Here is a 16,234-nt window from a genome sequence, read left to right as displayed (position 1 = left end):
CTGCTTGCGCGCCCGCAGGGCCCGCAGCACGCCAAAGCCGTCCAGGCCGGGGAGCATCACATCCAGCACGATCACCGCATAATCGCTTTCCAGAGCCAGGTGCAGGCCCTCGACGCCATCCCGGGCCAGGTCGACGGTGTAGCCCTGTTCGGTCAACCCGCGATGCAGGTAGTCCGCGGTTTTTTCTTCGTCTTCGATAATCAGAACGCGCATGACCCGCCTCAGGTGTTGGTGGCCGGCGAAAGGGCCGGCTGGGGCCGGTGGAACAGCCGCTCGAGCCACAAGTATATGACCGGCGTGGTGAACAGCGTCAGGGCCTGGCTCACCAGCAACCCGCCGACCACGGCGATGCCCAGGGGCTGGCGCAGTTCGGCGCCGGTGCCATAGCCGAGCATCAGCGGCAGGGCGCCGAGCAGCGCGGCCAGGGTGGTCATGATGATGGGCCGGAAACGGGTGATACAGGCCTGGTAGATCGCTTCTTCAGGAGGCAGGCCACGGTTGCGCTGGGCCTCCAGGGCGAAGTCGATCATCAGGATGCCGTTTTTCTTGACGATGCCGATCAGCAGCACCAGGCCGATCAACGCCATGATGGAAAAATCCTGGCCACAGAGCCAGAGCATCAACAAGGCGCCGAGCCCGGCCGAAGGCAGGGTGGAAATGATCGTCAGCGGATGCACGAAGCTTTCGTACAACACCCCGAGAATGATGTAGACCGCCACCAGCGCGGCAAGAATCAGGTACGGCTGGCTGGCCAGGGAACTCTGGAAGGCCTGGGCCGCGCCCTGGAAGTTGCCGCTGATGGCCGCCGGCATGCCGATCTCGCTCTTGGCCTGGTCAAGCAGGATCACTGCGTCCCCCAGCGCCACGCCGGGGGCCAGGTTGAACGACAGATTGGCCGCTGGAAACATGCCGTCGTGGGCGATCGACAAAGGACCGATGCTGGGGGCATCGAAGCGTGCCAGGGCCGACAGCGGAACCATTTCCCCGGTCAGCGGCGAGCGCAGGTAGAAGTAGTTGAGGCTCTCGGCCTTGCCCCGTTGCTGAGTGTCGAGTTCGAGGATCACGTTGTACTGGTTGATCTCGGTCTGGAATTCATTGATCTGACGTTGGCCGAAGGCGTCGTACAGCGCCTCGTCGACATCGCTGGCGGTGAGGCCGAAGCGTGCGGCGGCGGTCCGATCGATGTTGATGTGGGTAATGCTGCCGCCCAGTTGCAGGTCGTTGGAAATATCGCGGAACGCCGGGTTGCTGCGCAGCTTCTCGGTCAGGCGCTGGGTCCAGGTACTCAGGGTCGGGCCGTCGTTGCTTTTGAGCACGTACTGGTATTGGGCACGGCTGGGACCAGAGCTGAGGTTGATGTCCTGGCCGGCCCGCAGGTAGAGAACGATGCCGGGCACCTGCATCAGTTGCGGACGGATGCGGTCGATGAAGGCGCTGGCGGAAACATCCCGGTCGCCACGTTTTTTCAGTGAGATCCAGAAGCGGCCGTTGGCGATGGTCTGGTTGCTGCCGGAGACACCCACGGAGTGGGAGAAGGCTTGCACCGCCGGGTCGGCGGCGACGATCTCGGCCAGGGCCTGGTGTTTTTTCACCATGTCCGGGTAGGAAATGTCCGCCACCGCTTCGGTAGTGCCGAGCACGAAGCCGGTGTCCTGCACCGGGAAGAAGCCCTTGGGGATCAGGATATAGCCGGCAATGGCCATGCCCAGGGTCAGGACGAAAATCCCCAGCATCAGTTTCTGATGGGCCAGGGCCTTGCGCAGGCCGCGTTCATAGAACGCCAGCAGGCGCTCGCCGAAGCCCGGCCGGGCATGGGCCGGGTGCACCGGGGTGCGCATGAACAGGGCCGCCAGGGTGGGCGCCAGGGTCAGCGAAACCACCACCGAAATCATGATGGTGGAGGTGGCGGTCAGGGCGAACTCCTTGAACAGACGGCCCACTACACCGCCCATGAACAGCAGGGGAATGAACGCCGCCACCAGGGAAAAGCTGATGGAGACCACGGTGAAGCCAATCTCGCCGGCGCCCTTGATCGCCGCCTCGCGCATGCCGTCGCCGGCCTCCAGGTGACGGTGGATGTTCTCCACCACCACGATGGCATCGTCCACCACAAAGCCCACGGCAATGACGATGGCCACCAGGGTCAGGTTGTTCAGGCTGAAACCCATCATGTACATCAGGGCGAAGCTGGCGGTCAGCGATACCCCGAGCACCGCGGAGACGATCAGGGTCGCCGACCACTGGCGCAGGAACAGCGCCATCACTGCCACCACCAGCAGCACGGCGATCAGCAGAGTGATCTCCACCTCGTGCAGCGAGGCCCGGATGGTCTGGGTACGGTCCACCAGCACCTTGACCTGTACCGACGCCGGCAGCATGGCCTCAAGGCCCGGCAGCGCGGCCTGGATACGGTCCACGGTGTCGACGATATTGGCCCCGGGCTGGCGCGAGATCACCAGATTGACTCCCGGCTGGTCGCCGGACCAGGCCTGGACGTAGGCGTCTTCCGAGCCGTTGACCACCCGCGCCACGTCCTGCAGGTGCACCGGTGCACCGTCCTTGTAGGAAACGATCAGCTGGCCGTATTCCTCGGGATGGAACAGCTGGTCGTTGGTGGACAGGGTGGAGATGCTCGACTCGCCATACAGCGCGCCCTTGGCCAGGTTGAGGCTGGTCTGCTGGATCGCCAGGCGGATGTCGGCCAGGGTCAGGCCGATGGCCGCCAGCTTGTCTGCCGAAGCCTGGACTCGGATGGCCGGGCGCTGCTGGCCAGTGATGTTGATCTGGCCAACGCCGTCGATCTGGCTGATCTGCCGGGCCAGCAGGGTTTCCGCGTAGTCGCTCAGTTCGGTACCGGGCATCTGCGTCGAGCTGATGCTGAGGATCAGCACCGGGCTGTCCGCCGGGTTGACCTTCTTCCAGGTCGGCAGGGTCGGCATGTCCTTGGGCAGCTTGCCGGCGGCGGTGTTGATGGCCGCCTGGACTTCCTGGGCGGCGGTATCGATGCTCTTGTTCAAGGTGAACTGCAGGGTCAGCAGGGACGAGCCCAGGGCGCTGCTGGAGGTCATCTGGGTCATGCCGGGAATGGCGCTGAACTGCACCTCAAGCGGCGTGGCCACCGAGGACGCCATGGTGTCCGGGCTGGCCCCGGGCAGGGCGGCGGACACCTGGATGGTGGGAAATTCGGCCTCCGGCAGCGGCGCCACCGGCAGGCGCGGAAATGCGATCAGCCCCAGCAGCACCAGCGCAAACGTCAGCAACACGGTGGCGACCGGATGGTCGATGCACCAGGCGGACACCGAGCCACGGTCCTTCATGGCTTGGACTCCGAAGCCTGCACCAGGGGGGGCGGGTCGCTCAGTACCTGGACCTGGGAGCCGGGCTTGAGCCGCGACTGGCCGTCACTGACCAGCACGTCTCCGGCCTGGACGCCGGAGATGATGTTCAGGCCACTGTCCTGATACACCACCTGCACCGGCACGCTTTCCACTTGCTGGCCTTTGACCCTGAACACGAAGTGCTGATCCAGGCCGCGCTGGACCACGGTAGGCGGCACAGTAAGCGCGGCCTGGTCCAGCGCCGTCTGGATCTTCACGGTCACCAATTGTCCGGGCCAGAGCTTTTGCTGAGCGTTGTCGAACTCGGCCTTGACGCGAATGGTGCCGGTACCGGCATTGATCTGGTTGTCGATCAGCGTCAGGTGGCCGTTGCCCAGCAGAGCGCCGGGGCTGTTGCTGTCGGCGCCCAGGTAGGCCTGGACCGCCGCAGGCTCCGGGGCGCGGATCAGTTGCTGCAAGGTCGGCAGCATTTGCTGGGGCAGGGAGAACTCCACGGCGATGGGGTCAATCTGGGTCACCGAAAACAGGCCCTGGGTGTCGGTCATGCGCAGGAAGTTGCCTTCATCCACGGTACGAATACCCACCCGACCGGTGACGGGAGAGCGGATCTGGGTGTAGGAGAGTTGTACCTGGGTGGCGTCGATGGCGGCCTGGTTGCCCTGGGCCGTGGCATTGAGCTGATTGACCAGGGCCACCTGCTGGTCGTACGTCTGCTTCGATATACCGTCATCCACCGACAGCAGCTTGTAGCGCTTGAGATTGATCTGCGCCACCTGCAACTGGGCCTGATTCTGTGCCAGCTGGGCCCGGGCCTGATCCAGGTTGGCGCGGATCGAACGGTCATCGAGAGTGGCCAGCAGGTCGCCCGCCTTCACCAGCTGTCCTTCCTTGACCAGCAATCGGGTGAGGATGCCGTCCACCTGGGGGCGGATGATCACGCTGTGCAGCGACAGCACTGAACCTATGCCGCTGGTGTAGCGCGGTACGTCCTGCTGGATCACGTGCACCACCCGCACCGGTATCGCCGTGGGCGCGGCCAGCCTGGGGCTCGCGGGTTTGTTGAGGAACCAGATCGCAGCGGCGGCGATGGCCAGGAGAAGCGTTGCGGTCACGACGGTTTTCTTGGCAATGGGCATGGAGGTAGGGCGCCGGGCAGTGATGTCGGAAGGATGGCCATGATCTGTGCACAGTTATAGTCCGCTAACCCGGTCAGCAGGGTGACGGCCAGCTGTCAGCGCTGTCAGAAAAGTATCGGTCAGCCCTTGTGGCCCAGGTCAAAGATTGCAGGCACACAGGTATACTGCCGGCCACTGTGGCCCGTCCCTCGGCCCGGATTTTCTTTCTCTCCTGGAGTTTCCATGACTTCCCCTGCACAACCTGCTGCGGATGACGCCCTGAGCGTTGATCCTGCGGCCGAGCCGGCCACCCCTGAAACCGAGGGCAAGGCTGCGATCCCGGCGTTCAAGTTTCCCTTCAAACCGTCCGAATTCGCCGCGGCAAAAAACGCTCAGCAGCCCTGGTACAAGAACGGCGCCAGCAATGGCCACACCAAGACCCCCGGCGCAGCGCCTCCCGGCACTCGGCGCTCCATGGGCAAACGTTGATATCGCCGACAATCGAAGACATTGCCTCGATTTGCGCTTTTTAATCGCAATGATGGCTAATTGCTTTAAACCTGAGCTGGATCAGTATTTGTGGCATCAGTGCGCTTAGAGTCAGCAGCCCTGCCGACTCCTCCTAACAATTACGAGCGCGCTTCCCATGAAGATCAACCTTCCGGTTACTGGGCGAAACGTGGACTTTGCCCCTGATGCGAACATCCTCTCGACCACCGATCTGACCAGCGCGATCACCTACGCCAATCCTGATTTCATCGAGATCAGCGGCTACAGCCGCGAGGAGTTGCTGGGCTCGCCTCACCACCTGATGCGCCATCCGGACATGCCTGCGGCGGCGTTCGGCCACATGTGGCGCACCCTCAAGCGCGGTCGTTCGTGGATGGGCCTGGTGAAGAATCGTTGCAAGAACGGCGATCACTACTGGGTCAGCGCTTACGTCACGCCGGTGACCCGCGACGGGCAGGCGGTGGAATACCAGTCGGTACGCACCAAGCCCAGTGCACAGCAGATCGAGGCTGCGGAACGGGCTTATGCCCGACTCAACGGCGCGGGGCCTTCCTGGTGGAGCCTGTTGCCGGTCATGAGTCTGCGTCTGCGTCTGTGGGCATCGATCAGCGCCGGTTTCATCGGCACGTATGGTGTTTCGGTGTGGTTGCTGCCCGAATCCTGGATGGTCCAGGGGACGGTGATGGCCATGGGCTGGTGCCTGAGCCTGGTCGCGGTCGGTGCGCAGCTGCGGCCACTGGATCGGCTGACCGAGCGGGCACGGCAGGTCGGCGACAACCCGTTGAGCCAGGGCATCTACACCGGTCGCGGCGATGAGTTCGGGCGTATCGAGTTCGCCTTGCAGATGCTTGAAGCCCAGGTTGGGGCGGTTGTGGGGCGGATCGGCGATGCGTCCCAGCGACTGGCCGGGCATGCTGCGGAGCTGGTTGAACATCTGCACAGCAGCCACAACAGCACCTTGGAGCAGCAGGCGGAAACCGATCAGGTGGCGGCCGCCATTCACCAGATGGCCGCCAGCGTGGCGCAAGTCGCCACCCATGCCCAGCAGGCATCGGTGGCTGCGGATCAGGCCGAATGCGAAACCCGCGAGGGTCATCTATTGGTGGGTGAAAGCCGCAGCGCGGTGTTGCGTCTGGCCAGTGAGCTGGAGCGGGCCACCGAGGTCATTCATCAGCTGGAGGGCCACAGTGCGGATATTTCCGGAGTGCTGGAGGTGATCCGCAGCATCGCCGAGCAAACCAACCTGCTGGCCCTGAACGCTGCGATCGAAGCGGCGCGGGCCGGGGAGCAGGGACGCGGCTTTGCCGTGGTAGCCGATGAGGTGCGCGGGCTGGCCCAGCGGACCCAGGATTCCACCAACGAAATCCAGCGCATGATCAGCACCCTGCAAAATGCGGCGCGCCATGCCGTGGAGGCCATGCAGCACAGCAGTCAGCATGTGGAAAGCAGCGTCGATCAGGCTCAGCGCGCCGCGGTGGCCCTGGATGGCATCAGTCAGCGGGTCAACCAGATCACCGAAATGAGCCTGCAGATTGCCGCGGCGGTGGAGGAGCAGAGCGCAGTGAGTGAAGACATCAACCGCAACATCATCGGTATTCGCAATGCCTGTGAAGTGACGGTCAGTGCCGGCCAGCTCAGTCATGTCAACTCGGGCGACGTGGCCGGGCTGGCGGGGGACCTGCGGCAACTGGCCCAGGAGTTCTGGCACAAGCGTGGATAGGCCGGTTTGCGGAGCGCCGGTTCGCCGGCTCCTGCGGGGTCAGGCGGCGCGCAGCGAGATGAAGGCATAGTCCAGGCCGGCTTCGCTGACCACCAGGGCGCCGGCAGCCTGGACCTGGCCGGCGATGTCATTCCCGGACAGGTGAAAGTGCCAGGGCTGATTCGATGCCGCGGGTGGTGCTGCCTGAACCTGATCGATGGCCTTGGCCAGGGCATTGATGTCGGGCAAGTACGCGGTGAAACCGTCGCCCTTGAGGGCTGTGGTGCGAATGCCCAGCAGGGCGCAGATGGCTTCCTTGGTGTGGATATCGTCGCGATCGGCCTGGCGCGAGCGGCCGATCAGCTCGGCCAGTTCCCTATCCACCAGTTCTCCCCCCAGGATCAGCTGCGGCCCCTGTTCCCAGGATTCCGGCGGGCACTCCTTGGCCAGTGGGTTGAGGGGGATATGGGGGTTGATCTCCATGGGGTAGATGCGGCACACCAGCGGGCGACGCTCATAGATGCGGCACAACTGGTCTTCGTCAAGATTCCGGCAGGGGCCGACGTTGTAGGCGGCAAAGGTGATCGCCACGTAGGCTTCGGTACTGCCACTGGTGACCCGGCAGGAGCGGCGCTCGGCGTGTTCGCGCTGTTGCGCCGGCAGCCCCAGACCATTGCCGAGGAAGGCCTCCACCAGAACGATCACCTGACCGCCGTCGGCGGCCCAGGCCCGGGCTTCCGTGAGGGTCAGGGGCACATGGTGATCATTGCAGCACTTGCCGCAACCAACGCAGGAAAACCGAGTATTCATGGAGCGAGCAAACCGTTCTGGGTCGACAGGGATAGCGCCATAAATACTGTTATTGGCGCGGCCAAGGGCCGTATGGAAGCAAGTTGCACGCCAGCTGTCGGGTCTTGATGGCTGCCGCCTAAGGCATGACTTCGCGACGCACGATATGCATGCCGGCGCTTTCATACAAGCGCCGTGCCCGCAGGTTGTCTTCCAGTACCCTGAGATCGACAAAGCCTTCCTTGCGTTCGGCGAACATCACGAAGGCCTGCAACAGCAGGGCGCGGCCCAGTCCTTGACCACGGGCCCGAGGGTGCACCACCAGATCCTTGATATAGGCGCTGGTCCAGCACTGGGCCACTGCTACCACGCCCTCAGTGTCCTGCACCACCAGGCACAGGCGGGGGTCGTACTCGGCATCGGTTTCGAAGGCCCGGCGCCAGTCTTCCAGGGGCGGCACCTGGCCGCCGCCGTCCTGGTAGCCCAGGTGCATCAGTTGATGCACGGCCTCGGCCAGTTCCGGGCGATAGTGTTGCACAGTGATGCCCGCCGGCCACTGCGGGGGGAGCTGCGGGACGCTGAGATCACGGCGCAACAGCAGGCAGTGGATCTCGCTCATGGCTCAGGCGGCCTGGCTGGCGATGGCCTTGGCGGCGTCGATCAGGCAGCGGGTCAGTTCCGGCGAGGAAAACTTGGTGAGTACCGCATTGGCTCCGGCCAGGCGCGCTTTTTCGCTGTTCATGGCGCTGTCCAGCGAGGTGTGCAGCAACACATACAGATGGGCGAAGTCCGGGGTTTCCCGCAGGGTCCGGGTCAGGGCATAGCCATCCATTTCGGACATCTCGATGTCCGAGACGATCAGGTTGATCTCGTTGGCCGTGCCTTGCAGCTCCAGCAGGCAGTCGATGGCCTCTTTGGCGCTGCGGGCGGTGTGACATTGCAGGCCGAGGTTGCGCAGGGTGTGCACCGATTGCTGCAGCGCGACCTGGCTGTCGTCCACCACCAGGATGCGCGCATTGCCCAGGGCTTCGGCGTCTTCCATGCTCAGTTCGGTGGGCGCCATCTCGATCTGTGCCGGGGCGATGCCGTGGATCACTTTCTCGATATCCAGCACCTGCACCAGCGTGCCGTCCACCTGGGTTACCCCGGTGATGTAGGACTTGATACCGCCGGAACCAAAGGGTGGCGGGCGGATATCGGTGGTCAGGCAATGGACGATCTTGCTCACCGCCTGTACGTGCAGGCCCTGTTTGGAACGGCTGACGTCGGTGACGATCAGGCAGCCGCTGTCCGGGTCTGCCAAGGGGCGTTCGCCGATGGCCCGGCTGAGGTCGATCACCGACAGGGAGTTGCCCCGCAAGGTGGCGATGCCTTTCACGTGAGGGTGGGATTCCGGCAGCTTGGTCAGCGGCGGGCAGGGGATGATTTCACTGACTTTAAGCAGGTTGATTGCCATCAGCTTGCCGCTGCGCAAGGTAAACAGCAGAAGCGAAAGCGAGTCTGCGCGGGCTTTGTTGGAGGACATAAAAACCTTCTCTGGAAAAAATTGGCTTGTGGCTCGACCCACGGATAACCCTTGATAACGGGTTATCGACGTATTCAGGGCGGGCTTTAGCGGCGAGGCCGCTTTCCGTCGGCTGACGCGCAGGTCCCTGGATTGACGGCGTGCCTTTTGCTGGCAAGCCGGCTCCTACGAGCCGGCCCCTGGCGTCTACCGCAGGCCCAGGCGTTTGGCCAGACGGCTGAGGTTGGCCCTGTCCAAGCCTAGCTCACGGGCGGCGCTGGCCCAGTTGTGCTGGTGCCGTTCAAGGCAGGCGTTGATCAGTTGGCGCTGATAGTGCTCGGTGGCCTGGCGCAGGTCGCCGTTGGCGAGCGCCAGGGGCGTGCTTTCTAGGGCTTGCTCAGGCACCGCAGACGCCTTTTCGCTGACCCGGGGCAGGTCCAGGTCCGTTGCATCCAGGCTGAGGATCTTCGGCCGCTCACGGCAGTTGCCCAAGGCCTTGAGGGCGCTGCGGCCTATCAAGTGTTCGAGCTCGCGGACGTTGCCCGGCCAACTGTAGGCCAGCAGCGCCTGTTGCGCATCGGCGCTCAGGCGCAGGCTGCCCAGGCCCATGCGCGAACGGTTCTGTTCCAGAAAGTAGCCGCTGAGCAGCAACACGTCCCGACCACGGTCCCGCAGGGCCGGCACCCGCAGCGGGTAAACACTGAGGCGATGGTAGAAATCGGCGCGATAGCGACCGTTACGTACCTCCTCTGCCAGATCGCGGTTGGTGGCGGCGATCAGGCGCACGTCCACCTGATGTTCCTTGTCCGAGCCCAGGCGCTGCAATTGACCGCTTTGCAGCACCCGCAGCAGCTTGGCCTGGACCGTCAGCGACAGCTCGCCGACTTCATCGAGAAACAGGGTGCCGCCATTGGCCAGTTCGAATTTACCCCGACGATCCTGAGTGGCCCCGGTAAAGGCGCCGCGCACATGGCCGAACAGCTCGCTCTCCACCAGGGTGTCGGGCAGGGCCGCGCAGTTGAGGCTGATGATCGGTTGCTCAGCTCGGGGCGAGGCCGCGTGAATGGCCTGGGCCACCAACTCCTTGCCAACGCCGGTTTCACCGGTGATCAGCACGGTCAGGTCGCTGCCGCCCACCAGGCTGATCTCTTCCAGCAAACGCTTGTGGGCCTTGCTCTGGCCGATCATTTCGCGGTTCTGTCCGCTGGCCTGGCGAAAGACCTCGGCCCGTTGATGCTCGTTTTCGGCGCGCAGTGCCAGGCGCTCGATGCGTTCGGCGGCGCTGACGGTGGCCGCAGCGAGGCTGGCGAAGGCTTGCAGGGCGTCCAGCTCGATAGGCTCGAAGCGTTGCGGGTCGAGCGCGTCGAGAGTCAGCAGGCCCCAGGGGCGCTCATCGATGAACAGCGGACAGCCCATGCAGTCATGGACTTCCAGGTGATCGTCGAGACCTTCCACCAGGCCGTCATAGGGATCGGGAAGTTCACTGTCGCTGGCAAAACGGGTCGGGCCCGGACTGCCGAGTAGGGCGGCAAAGCGCGGGTGTTCGCTGACCTTGAAGCGGCGGCCCAGGGTATCGGTACTCAGGCCGTTGACCGCCAGCGGCACCAGCCATTCGCCATCCAGGCGCAGCAGTGCAGTGGCATCGCAGGGCAGCAGGGCGCGCAGGGCTTCCAGCAGGCGGCGGTAACGTTCGCCCTCGGGCAGTTCCCGGGACAGATCGGTCACCAGGGGCAGTAGGGTCGTGAGTAGGGATTTTGCAGTCATAAGGACTCCATGTTGTCCTAATGACTATAAATGCATGTGTGTCTTTATGACTATTTATATTTCAAGCTATTGATTTTAAACGATTTAATTTGTGGCATGAAAACTGATTAGACAAGGGCAACCTGCAAGCAGTCAAAAAGTCCAGGAGTTGTCCCTATGCTAAGCGTTCAAGATCGCGCCATCATCAAATCCACTGTGCCGCTGCTGGAAAGCGGTGGCGAAGCCCTGATTACTCATTTCTACCGGATGATGCTTTCCGAGTACCCCGAGGTGCGTCCACTGTTCAACCAGGCACACCAGGCCAGCGGTGATCAGCCCCGGGCCCTGGCCAACGGGGTACTGATGTATGCCCGGCATATCGACCAGTTGGATCAACTGGGCGACCTGGTGGCCAAGATCATCAACAAGCATGTGGCCCTGCAGATACTGCCGGAGCATTACCCCATCGTGGGCACCTGCCTGTTGCGGGCCATCTCGGAAGTGCTGGGCAGCGAGATTGCCACTCCCGAGGTGATCAATGCCTGGGGTGAGGCCTATAACCAGCTGGCGGATATCCTGATCGGCGCCGAGGCGGCCATCTACGACGAGAAGGCCCAGGCACCTGGTGGCTGGCGGGGTGCGCGGGAATTCACATTGGTGGATAAGGTTGAGGAGAGCGCGGAAATCACCTCCTTCTACTTCGAGCCGCTGGACCAGGGGCCGATCCTCGCCGCCGAGCCAGGGCAGTACATCGGCTTGCAGCTCTTTATAGAGGGCGCGGAAGTACGCCGCAATTATTCCCTGTCGGCGCTTGCCAGCCAGGGCCAGTACCGCATCAGCGTCAAGCGCGAGGCCGGAGGCGTGGCGTCCAACTACCTGCATGACCAGTGCCCGGTGGGCGCGCGCATCATGCTGTTTCCGCCGGCGGGTGAGTTCACCCTGGTGGCCAGCGACAAGCCTCTGGTGCTGATCAGCGGCGGCGTCGGTATTACCCCGACCCTGCCGATGCTGGAGGCAGCGCTGGCTACCGAACGCCCGGTGCATTTCATTCACTGTGCACGCAACGGCCAGGTGCATGCGTTCCGCCACTGGGTCGACGAGTTGGCGCAACGTTATCCACAGCTCAAGCGTTTCTACTGCTACGCCGAGGACGATGGCGTCAGCCCCGCGGCGGACAAACTGGGGCTGCTGACTCGGGAGCAGTTGGCCGACTGGTTGCCGGAGCAGCGTGATCTGGATGCCTATTTCCTCGGACCCAAGGGTTTCATGGCGGCCATCAAGCGCCACCTGAAGGCCCTGGGCATCCCCGAGCAACAAAGTCGCTATGAGTTCTTCGGCCCGGCGGCGGCCCTGGAATAATCCAAACACCGGCTCCTGCCTGTAGGAGCCGGCTTGCCGGCGAAGACGCCCGTGACTCTAGCGCTATCTGCACCGATGCCTTCGCTGGCAAGCCAGCTCCTACACGAGCCCGCTCCTGTTCAAGCCAGCCCTGCAATGGGGCTGGGTTGTTAATCCTTGCTTAACCTGCCTGTCGTTAATTCCCCTCGATGCCGACATGGCGTAGCCATGCCGGCCCTTTCATTGTGCGTCCCCCAGGCCCGTGAACCTTGGGTATTGCCTTCGATGCAATGCATTCAAAGGTCATGATCAGCGTGTAGACTTCCGGGCACCCGATGGCAATCAGATCAACTTCGCAATTCAACCGCAGGCTGCCGTGACCAGCAGTGGCGGCCCAGTTGGATAGACAACAGAAAAAAGGAATAGGGATGAGTGACGACAGACTGCGTTTGGGACGTGAACGGCGCTTCCTGGTGCTGCTGGGGGTTATCTGCCTGGCGCTGATCGGTGGGGCCCTGTACATGCAGGTGGTATTGGGCGAAGCGCCTTGCCCACTGTGCATCCTGCAGCGCTACGCTTTGCTGCTGATTGCACTGTTCGCCTTCATCGGCGCGGCCCTGAGCTCGCGACGGGGCATCACCCTCATGGAGATCCTGGTGGTCATCAGTGCCATCGCCGGCGCGGGAGTGGCCGGGCACCATGTGTACACCCAGTTCTATCCGGTGGTGAGCTGTGGCATTGACGTGCTGCAGCCAATTGTCGACAGCCTGCCCTTGGCGACGATCTTTCCCCTGGGCTTTCAGGTAGATGGCTTCTGCTCCACACCGTATCCGCCGATCCTTGGGCTGTCCCTGGCCCAGTGGGCACTGCTGGCGTTCGTGCTGACGGTGATCCTGGTGCCGCTGGGCATTGTTCGCAACCGCAAGAAAACCTACTGATCTACCCGGAAAAGCCCCGGTCTCCCAACAGAGGCCGGGGCTTTTTCATGCCGTTCATTCGACAGCTGAAAAGTCCGTGATTTGCGGCAAGCCGGGGTGCGGCAAAAGTGCGACATGTTGTCACACTGTCGCGGTCGCAGAGGGGCGGTCGGGGGCTTGCAACAGACTGCATTCCGAGCAACTGGTTCCACACAAGTCTGTCAGTTTGTGTAAGCCGCGCTATTGGGAAAAACCCATAGCCTGCTATCTATACAATTCTTCACAGACCCCGTTTTACAAGGGGTGAAGCCATACGAAAGACGGCTTTCAGGGGCGGGTAGCGGTCCGGCGGCGGGGCCTTGTGGAGTCTCTTTTCGGGCTTTTTGTTGATAATGAAAATCGTTATGATTGAGATCCTTCGCAACAATCGTGAACGATTGTTGCGCTCAGAGATAAAAATTATTTCGGGATAAGACATGGTTTATAAAACGCGACATATCTACAATCGCCCGCACTGAATTTCCGACGCTGCTCATCCCTGAGCACACGAGGACGGTCGAGGGGCGGATAGAGCGCTCCATGCGACTGCGGGTGTCGGCGCCTTCCAAACTTCCGCACCAAATGGAATTGGTCTGTAACAAGGCCTTTGACCACGAGATCGAATAAGAACCACTGCTAGCCCGGGATGTGTCGTTGAGCGTTTAACCCAACGGGCAGGCCCTTATTCAATTGAAGAAAAATGCCAACCCTTGGCAGGGTGAAGTGTTGGCGATCAAAACCCAACTGCATTGCGCAAGCTGCTTTAGAGGTCGTGAGATGAGTAAAAACAGGTACCCCAGATTACTAGGCTTATTGCCGCTGCTCGGCATGTTGATGCTGGGAGGCTGCAAATGGACCTTGCTCGATCCCAAGGGTCAGGTCGGTCTGGATGAACGAAACCTGATCATCACGGCAACCATTCTGATGCTGCTGGTGGTTGTGCCGGTCATCATCATGACCTTCGCCTTCGCCTGGAAATACCGCGCCTCGAACAAGGATGCGACCTACGCGCCGAAGTGGTCCCACTCCACCAAGATCGAAATCGCGGTGTGGCTGGTTCCGGTGCTGATCATCATTGCCCTGGGTTATGTCACCTACAAGTCGACCCACGCCCTGGACCCGTACCGTCCGCTGGAGTCCGACGTCAAGCCGGTCACCATTGAAGTGGTCGCCATGGACTGGAAGTGGCTGTTCATCTATCCCGACCAAGGGATCGCCACCGTCAACAAGATCGTTTTCCCGGCCCATACCCCGGTGAACTTCCGCGTGACCTCCGACACCGTGATGAATTCGTTCTTCATCCCGGGCCTGGGCGGCCAGATCTACGCGATGGCGGGCATGACCACCAAGCTGCACCTGATTGCCAACCAGAACACCGAACTTGAAGGTATCTCCGCCAACTACAGCGGCGCGGGCTTTACCGGCATGAAATTCAAAGCGATCGCAACCAGTCAGGAAGATTTCGACGCCTGGGTAAACGAAGTCAAGAAGGCACCTAAACAGCTGGACACCGCTGAATACGAAGCCCTTTCCAAGGCGAGCCAGAACAATCCTGTAGAGCTCTACTCCGCGTACGCGCCGAACCTGTTCCAGACCATCATCGACAAGTATGAAGGCATGAAACCGGGCCAGCCGCTCAAGCACGAGAAGAAAGAAAAGGAAGTGGCCGCAACCGAAGGGATGGACGTGAGTTCGCATTCAGCTGCCGGGGCAGAGGAGTAAACGATGTTTGGTAAATTAAGTCTGGAAGCGATTCCGTTCCACGAGCCGATTGTCATGGTGACCATTGCCATGATCGCGCTCGGTGGTCTGGCGCTGTTCGCGGCAATCACCTACTTCAAGAAGTGGACCTACCTGTGGACCGAGTGGCTGACGTCCGTCGACCACAAGAAAATCGGTGTGATGTACATCATCGTCGCCATGGTCATGCTGCTGCGTGGCTTCGCCGACGCCATCATGATGCGTACCCAGCTGGCCATGGCCACCGAGGGGTCGCCTGGCTACCTGCCACCTGAACACTATGACCAGATCTTCACCGCCCACGGTGTGATCATGATCATCTTCATGGCGATGCCATTCTTCACCGGCCTGATGAACCTTGTCGTGCCGCTGCAGATCGGCGCGCGTGACGTGGCCTATCCGTTCCTCAACTCCCTGAGCTTCTGGCTGCTGGTATCGGGCGTGGTGCTGATCAACCTGTCCCTGGGCGTTGGCGAATTCGCCAAGACCGGCTGGGTTGCCTATCCGCCGCTGTCGGGCCTGCAATACAGTCCGGGCGTGGGTGTGGACTACTACATCTGGGCGCTACAGCTATCGGGTCTGGGGACAACGCTGACGGGGGTCAACTTTCTGGCCACCGTGCTGAAAATGCGTACCCCGGGCATGAAGATGATGGACATGCCGATCTTCACCTGGACCTGCACCTGGGCCAACGTGCTGATCGTGGCTTCGTTCCCGATCCTCACCGCTACCCTGGCACTGCTGACGCTTGACCGTTACATGGATTTCCACATTTTCACCAATGAACTTGGTGGCAATCCAATGATGTACGTGAACCTGTTCTGGGCCTGGGGTCACCCCGAGGTGTACATCCTGATCCTGCCGGCGTTCGGTATCTTCTCCGAAGTCATCTCGACCTTCTCGGGCAAGCGCCTGTTCGGCCACCACTCGATGATCTACGCTTCCGGCGCGATCTCGATCCTGGGCTTCATGGTCTGGCTGCACCACTTCTTCACCATGGGTTCGGGTGCCAGCGTCAACGCCTTCTTCGGCCTGGCAACCATGCTGATCTCGATCCCGACGGGGGTGAAGCTATTCAACTGGCTGTTCACCATCTACCACGGCCGTCTGCGCATCACCAGCCAGGTTCTGTGGACCCTGGGCTTCATGGTGACCTTCGCCATCGGCGGCATGACCGGCGTACTGCTGGCCATCCCGGGTGCCGACTTCGTCCTGCACAACAGCCTGTTCGTGATCGCTCACTTCCACAACGTGATCATTGGCGGCGCGGTATTCGGCTACATCGCCGGCTTCAGCTTCTACTTCCCGAAAGCCTTCGGCTTCAAGCTGCATGAAGGTTGGGGCAAGGCCGCATTCTGGTTCTGGATCTCGGGCTTCTTCGTCGCCTTCATGCCGCTCTATGCACTGGGCTTCATGGGCATGACCCGTCGTCTGAACGCCACTACCAACCCTGAGTGGGTGCCGTACCTGTACGTCGCCATGGTGGGTGCGCTGATGATCGC

General features: G+C 62.0%; 13 protein-coding genes and 1 pseudogene. 7 read left to right on the top strand and 7 right to left on the bottom strand.

Annotation, left to right across the window (positions count from 1 at the left end; all coding sequences use genetic code 11):
• From BLX41_RS34960 to BLX41_RS10065, 3 genes are all read right to left on the bottom strand, one after another.
• Positions 1 to 213, bottom strand: a 213-nt coding sequence (locus BLX41_RS34960; RefSeq protein WP_185057509.1) for a response regulator, incomplete at its 3' end; no start/stop codon positions are given.
• A gap of 8 nt (positions 214 to 221) precedes the next feature.
• On the bottom strand, positions 222 to 3,317 hold the full coding sequence (locus BLX41_RS10070; RefSeq protein ID WP_123724758.1) for a multidrug efflux RND transporter permease subunit: 3,096 nt from the start codon (positions 3,315 to 3,317) through the stop codon (positions 222 to 224).
• On the bottom strand, positions 3,314 to 4,474 hold the full coding sequence (locus BLX41_RS10065) for an efflux RND transporter periplasmic adaptor subunit (RefSeq protein WP_123724757.1): 1,161 nt from the start codon (positions 4,472 to 4,474) through the stop codon (positions 3,314 to 3,316). Before BLX41_RS10065 ends, BLX41_RS10070 begins: the two co-directional genes overlap by 4 nt.
• A gap of 222 nt (positions 4,475 to 4,696) precedes the next feature.
• Between BLX41_RS10065 and BLX41_RS10060 the strand changes: the two genes are divergently transcribed.
• From BLX41_RS10060 to BLX41_RS10055, 3 genes and pseudogenes are all read left to right on the top strand, one after another.
• Positions 4,697 to 4,942 (top strand): hypothetical protein, encoded by a 246-nt coding sequence (locus tag BLX41_RS10060; RefSeq protein WP_123724756.1) that lies wholly within the window; start codon positions 4,697 to 4,699, stop codon positions 4,940 to 4,942.
• A 157-nt stretch (positions 4,943 to 5,099) separates the two neighbouring features.
• Positions 5,100 to 5,381 (top strand): annotated as a pseudogene (locus BLX41_RS37260) (PAS domain-containing protein); the annotation flags it as partial.
• Positions 5,382 to 5,627: 246 nt separating this feature from the next.
• Complete coding sequence (locus tag BLX41_RS10055; protein WP_404942760.1) at positions 5,628 to 6,683, top strand: methyl-accepting chemotaxis protein; 1,056 nt, start codon at positions 5,628 to 5,630, stop codon at positions 6,681 to 6,683.
• A gap of 39 nt (positions 6,684 to 6,722) precedes the next feature.
• On the opposite strand, the gene BLX41_RS10050 is transcribed toward BLX41_RS10055, so the two are convergent.
• The 4 genes from BLX41_RS10050 to norR form a co-directional block, all read right to left on the bottom strand.
• Positions 6,723 to 7,472, bottom strand: a complete 750-nt coding sequence (locus tag BLX41_RS10050) for a YkgJ family cysteine cluster protein (RefSeq protein WP_123724754.1) — start codon at positions 7,470 to 7,472, stop codon at positions 6,723 to 6,725.
• A gap of 118 nt (positions 7,473 to 7,590) precedes the next feature.
• Positions 7,591 to 8,070 carry a GNAT family N-acetyltransferase gene (locus BLX41_RS10045; RefSeq protein ID WP_123724753.1) on the bottom strand — a complete coding sequence of 160 codons (480 nt, stop codon included), beginning with the start codon at positions 8,068 to 8,070 and terminating at the stop codon, positions 7,591 to 7,593.
• Between the two features lie 3 nt (positions 8,071 to 8,073).
• Entirely contained in the window at positions 8,074 to 8,976 is a 903-nt protein-coding gene (locus tag BLX41_RS10040; RefSeq protein WP_123724752.1) for a chemotaxis protein CheV, read from the bottom strand.
• Positions 8,977 to 9,162: 186 nt separating this feature from the next.
• Positions 9,163 to 10,719 carry a nitric oxide reductase transcriptional regulator NorR gene (norR, locus tag BLX41_RS10035; protein WP_123724751.1) on the bottom strand — a complete coding sequence of 519 codons (1,557 nt, stop codon included), beginning with the start codon at positions 10,717 to 10,719 and terminating at the stop codon, positions 9,163 to 9,165.
• A gap of 156 nt (positions 10,720 to 10,875) precedes the next feature.
• Here norR and hmpA point away from each other — a divergent pair, with 156 nt between their 5' ends.
• The 4 genes from hmpA to BLX41_RS10010 all read left to right on the top strand — a co-directional run.
• Entirely contained in the window at positions 10,876 to 12,057 is a 1,182-nt protein-coding gene (gene hmpA / locus BLX41_RS10030; RefSeq protein ID WP_123724750.1) for an NO-inducible flavohemoprotein, read from the top strand.
• 407 nt (positions 12,058 to 12,464) lie between these two features.
• Entirely contained in the window at positions 12,465 to 12,974 is a 510-nt protein-coding gene (locus BLX41_RS10025; RefSeq protein ID WP_123724749.1) for a disulfide bond formation protein B, read from the top strand.
• 795 nt (positions 12,975 to 13,769) lie between these two features.
• Positions 13,770 to 14,714, top strand: a complete 945-nt coding sequence (gene cyoA / locus BLX41_RS10015; RefSeq protein ID WP_123724748.1) for a ubiquinol oxidase subunit II — start codon at positions 13,770 to 13,772, stop codon at positions 14,712 to 14,714.
• Positions 14,715 to 14,717: 3 nt separating this feature from the next.
• Positions 14,718 to 16,234: cbb3-type cytochrome c oxidase subunit I (locus tag BLX41_RS10010; RefSeq protein WP_123724889.1), on the top strand; the 1,517-nt coding region annotated here is incomplete at its 3' end.

It is taken from the genome of Pseudomonas protegens (assembly GCF_003732485.1).
GTDB lineage: Bacteria > Pseudomonadota > Gammaproteobacteria > Pseudomonadales > Pseudomonadaceae > Aquipseudomonas > Aquipseudomonas protegens_B.
Note: the sequence above shows the minus strand (reverse complement) of the source record. Positions and strands in the feature narration are given on the sequence as shown.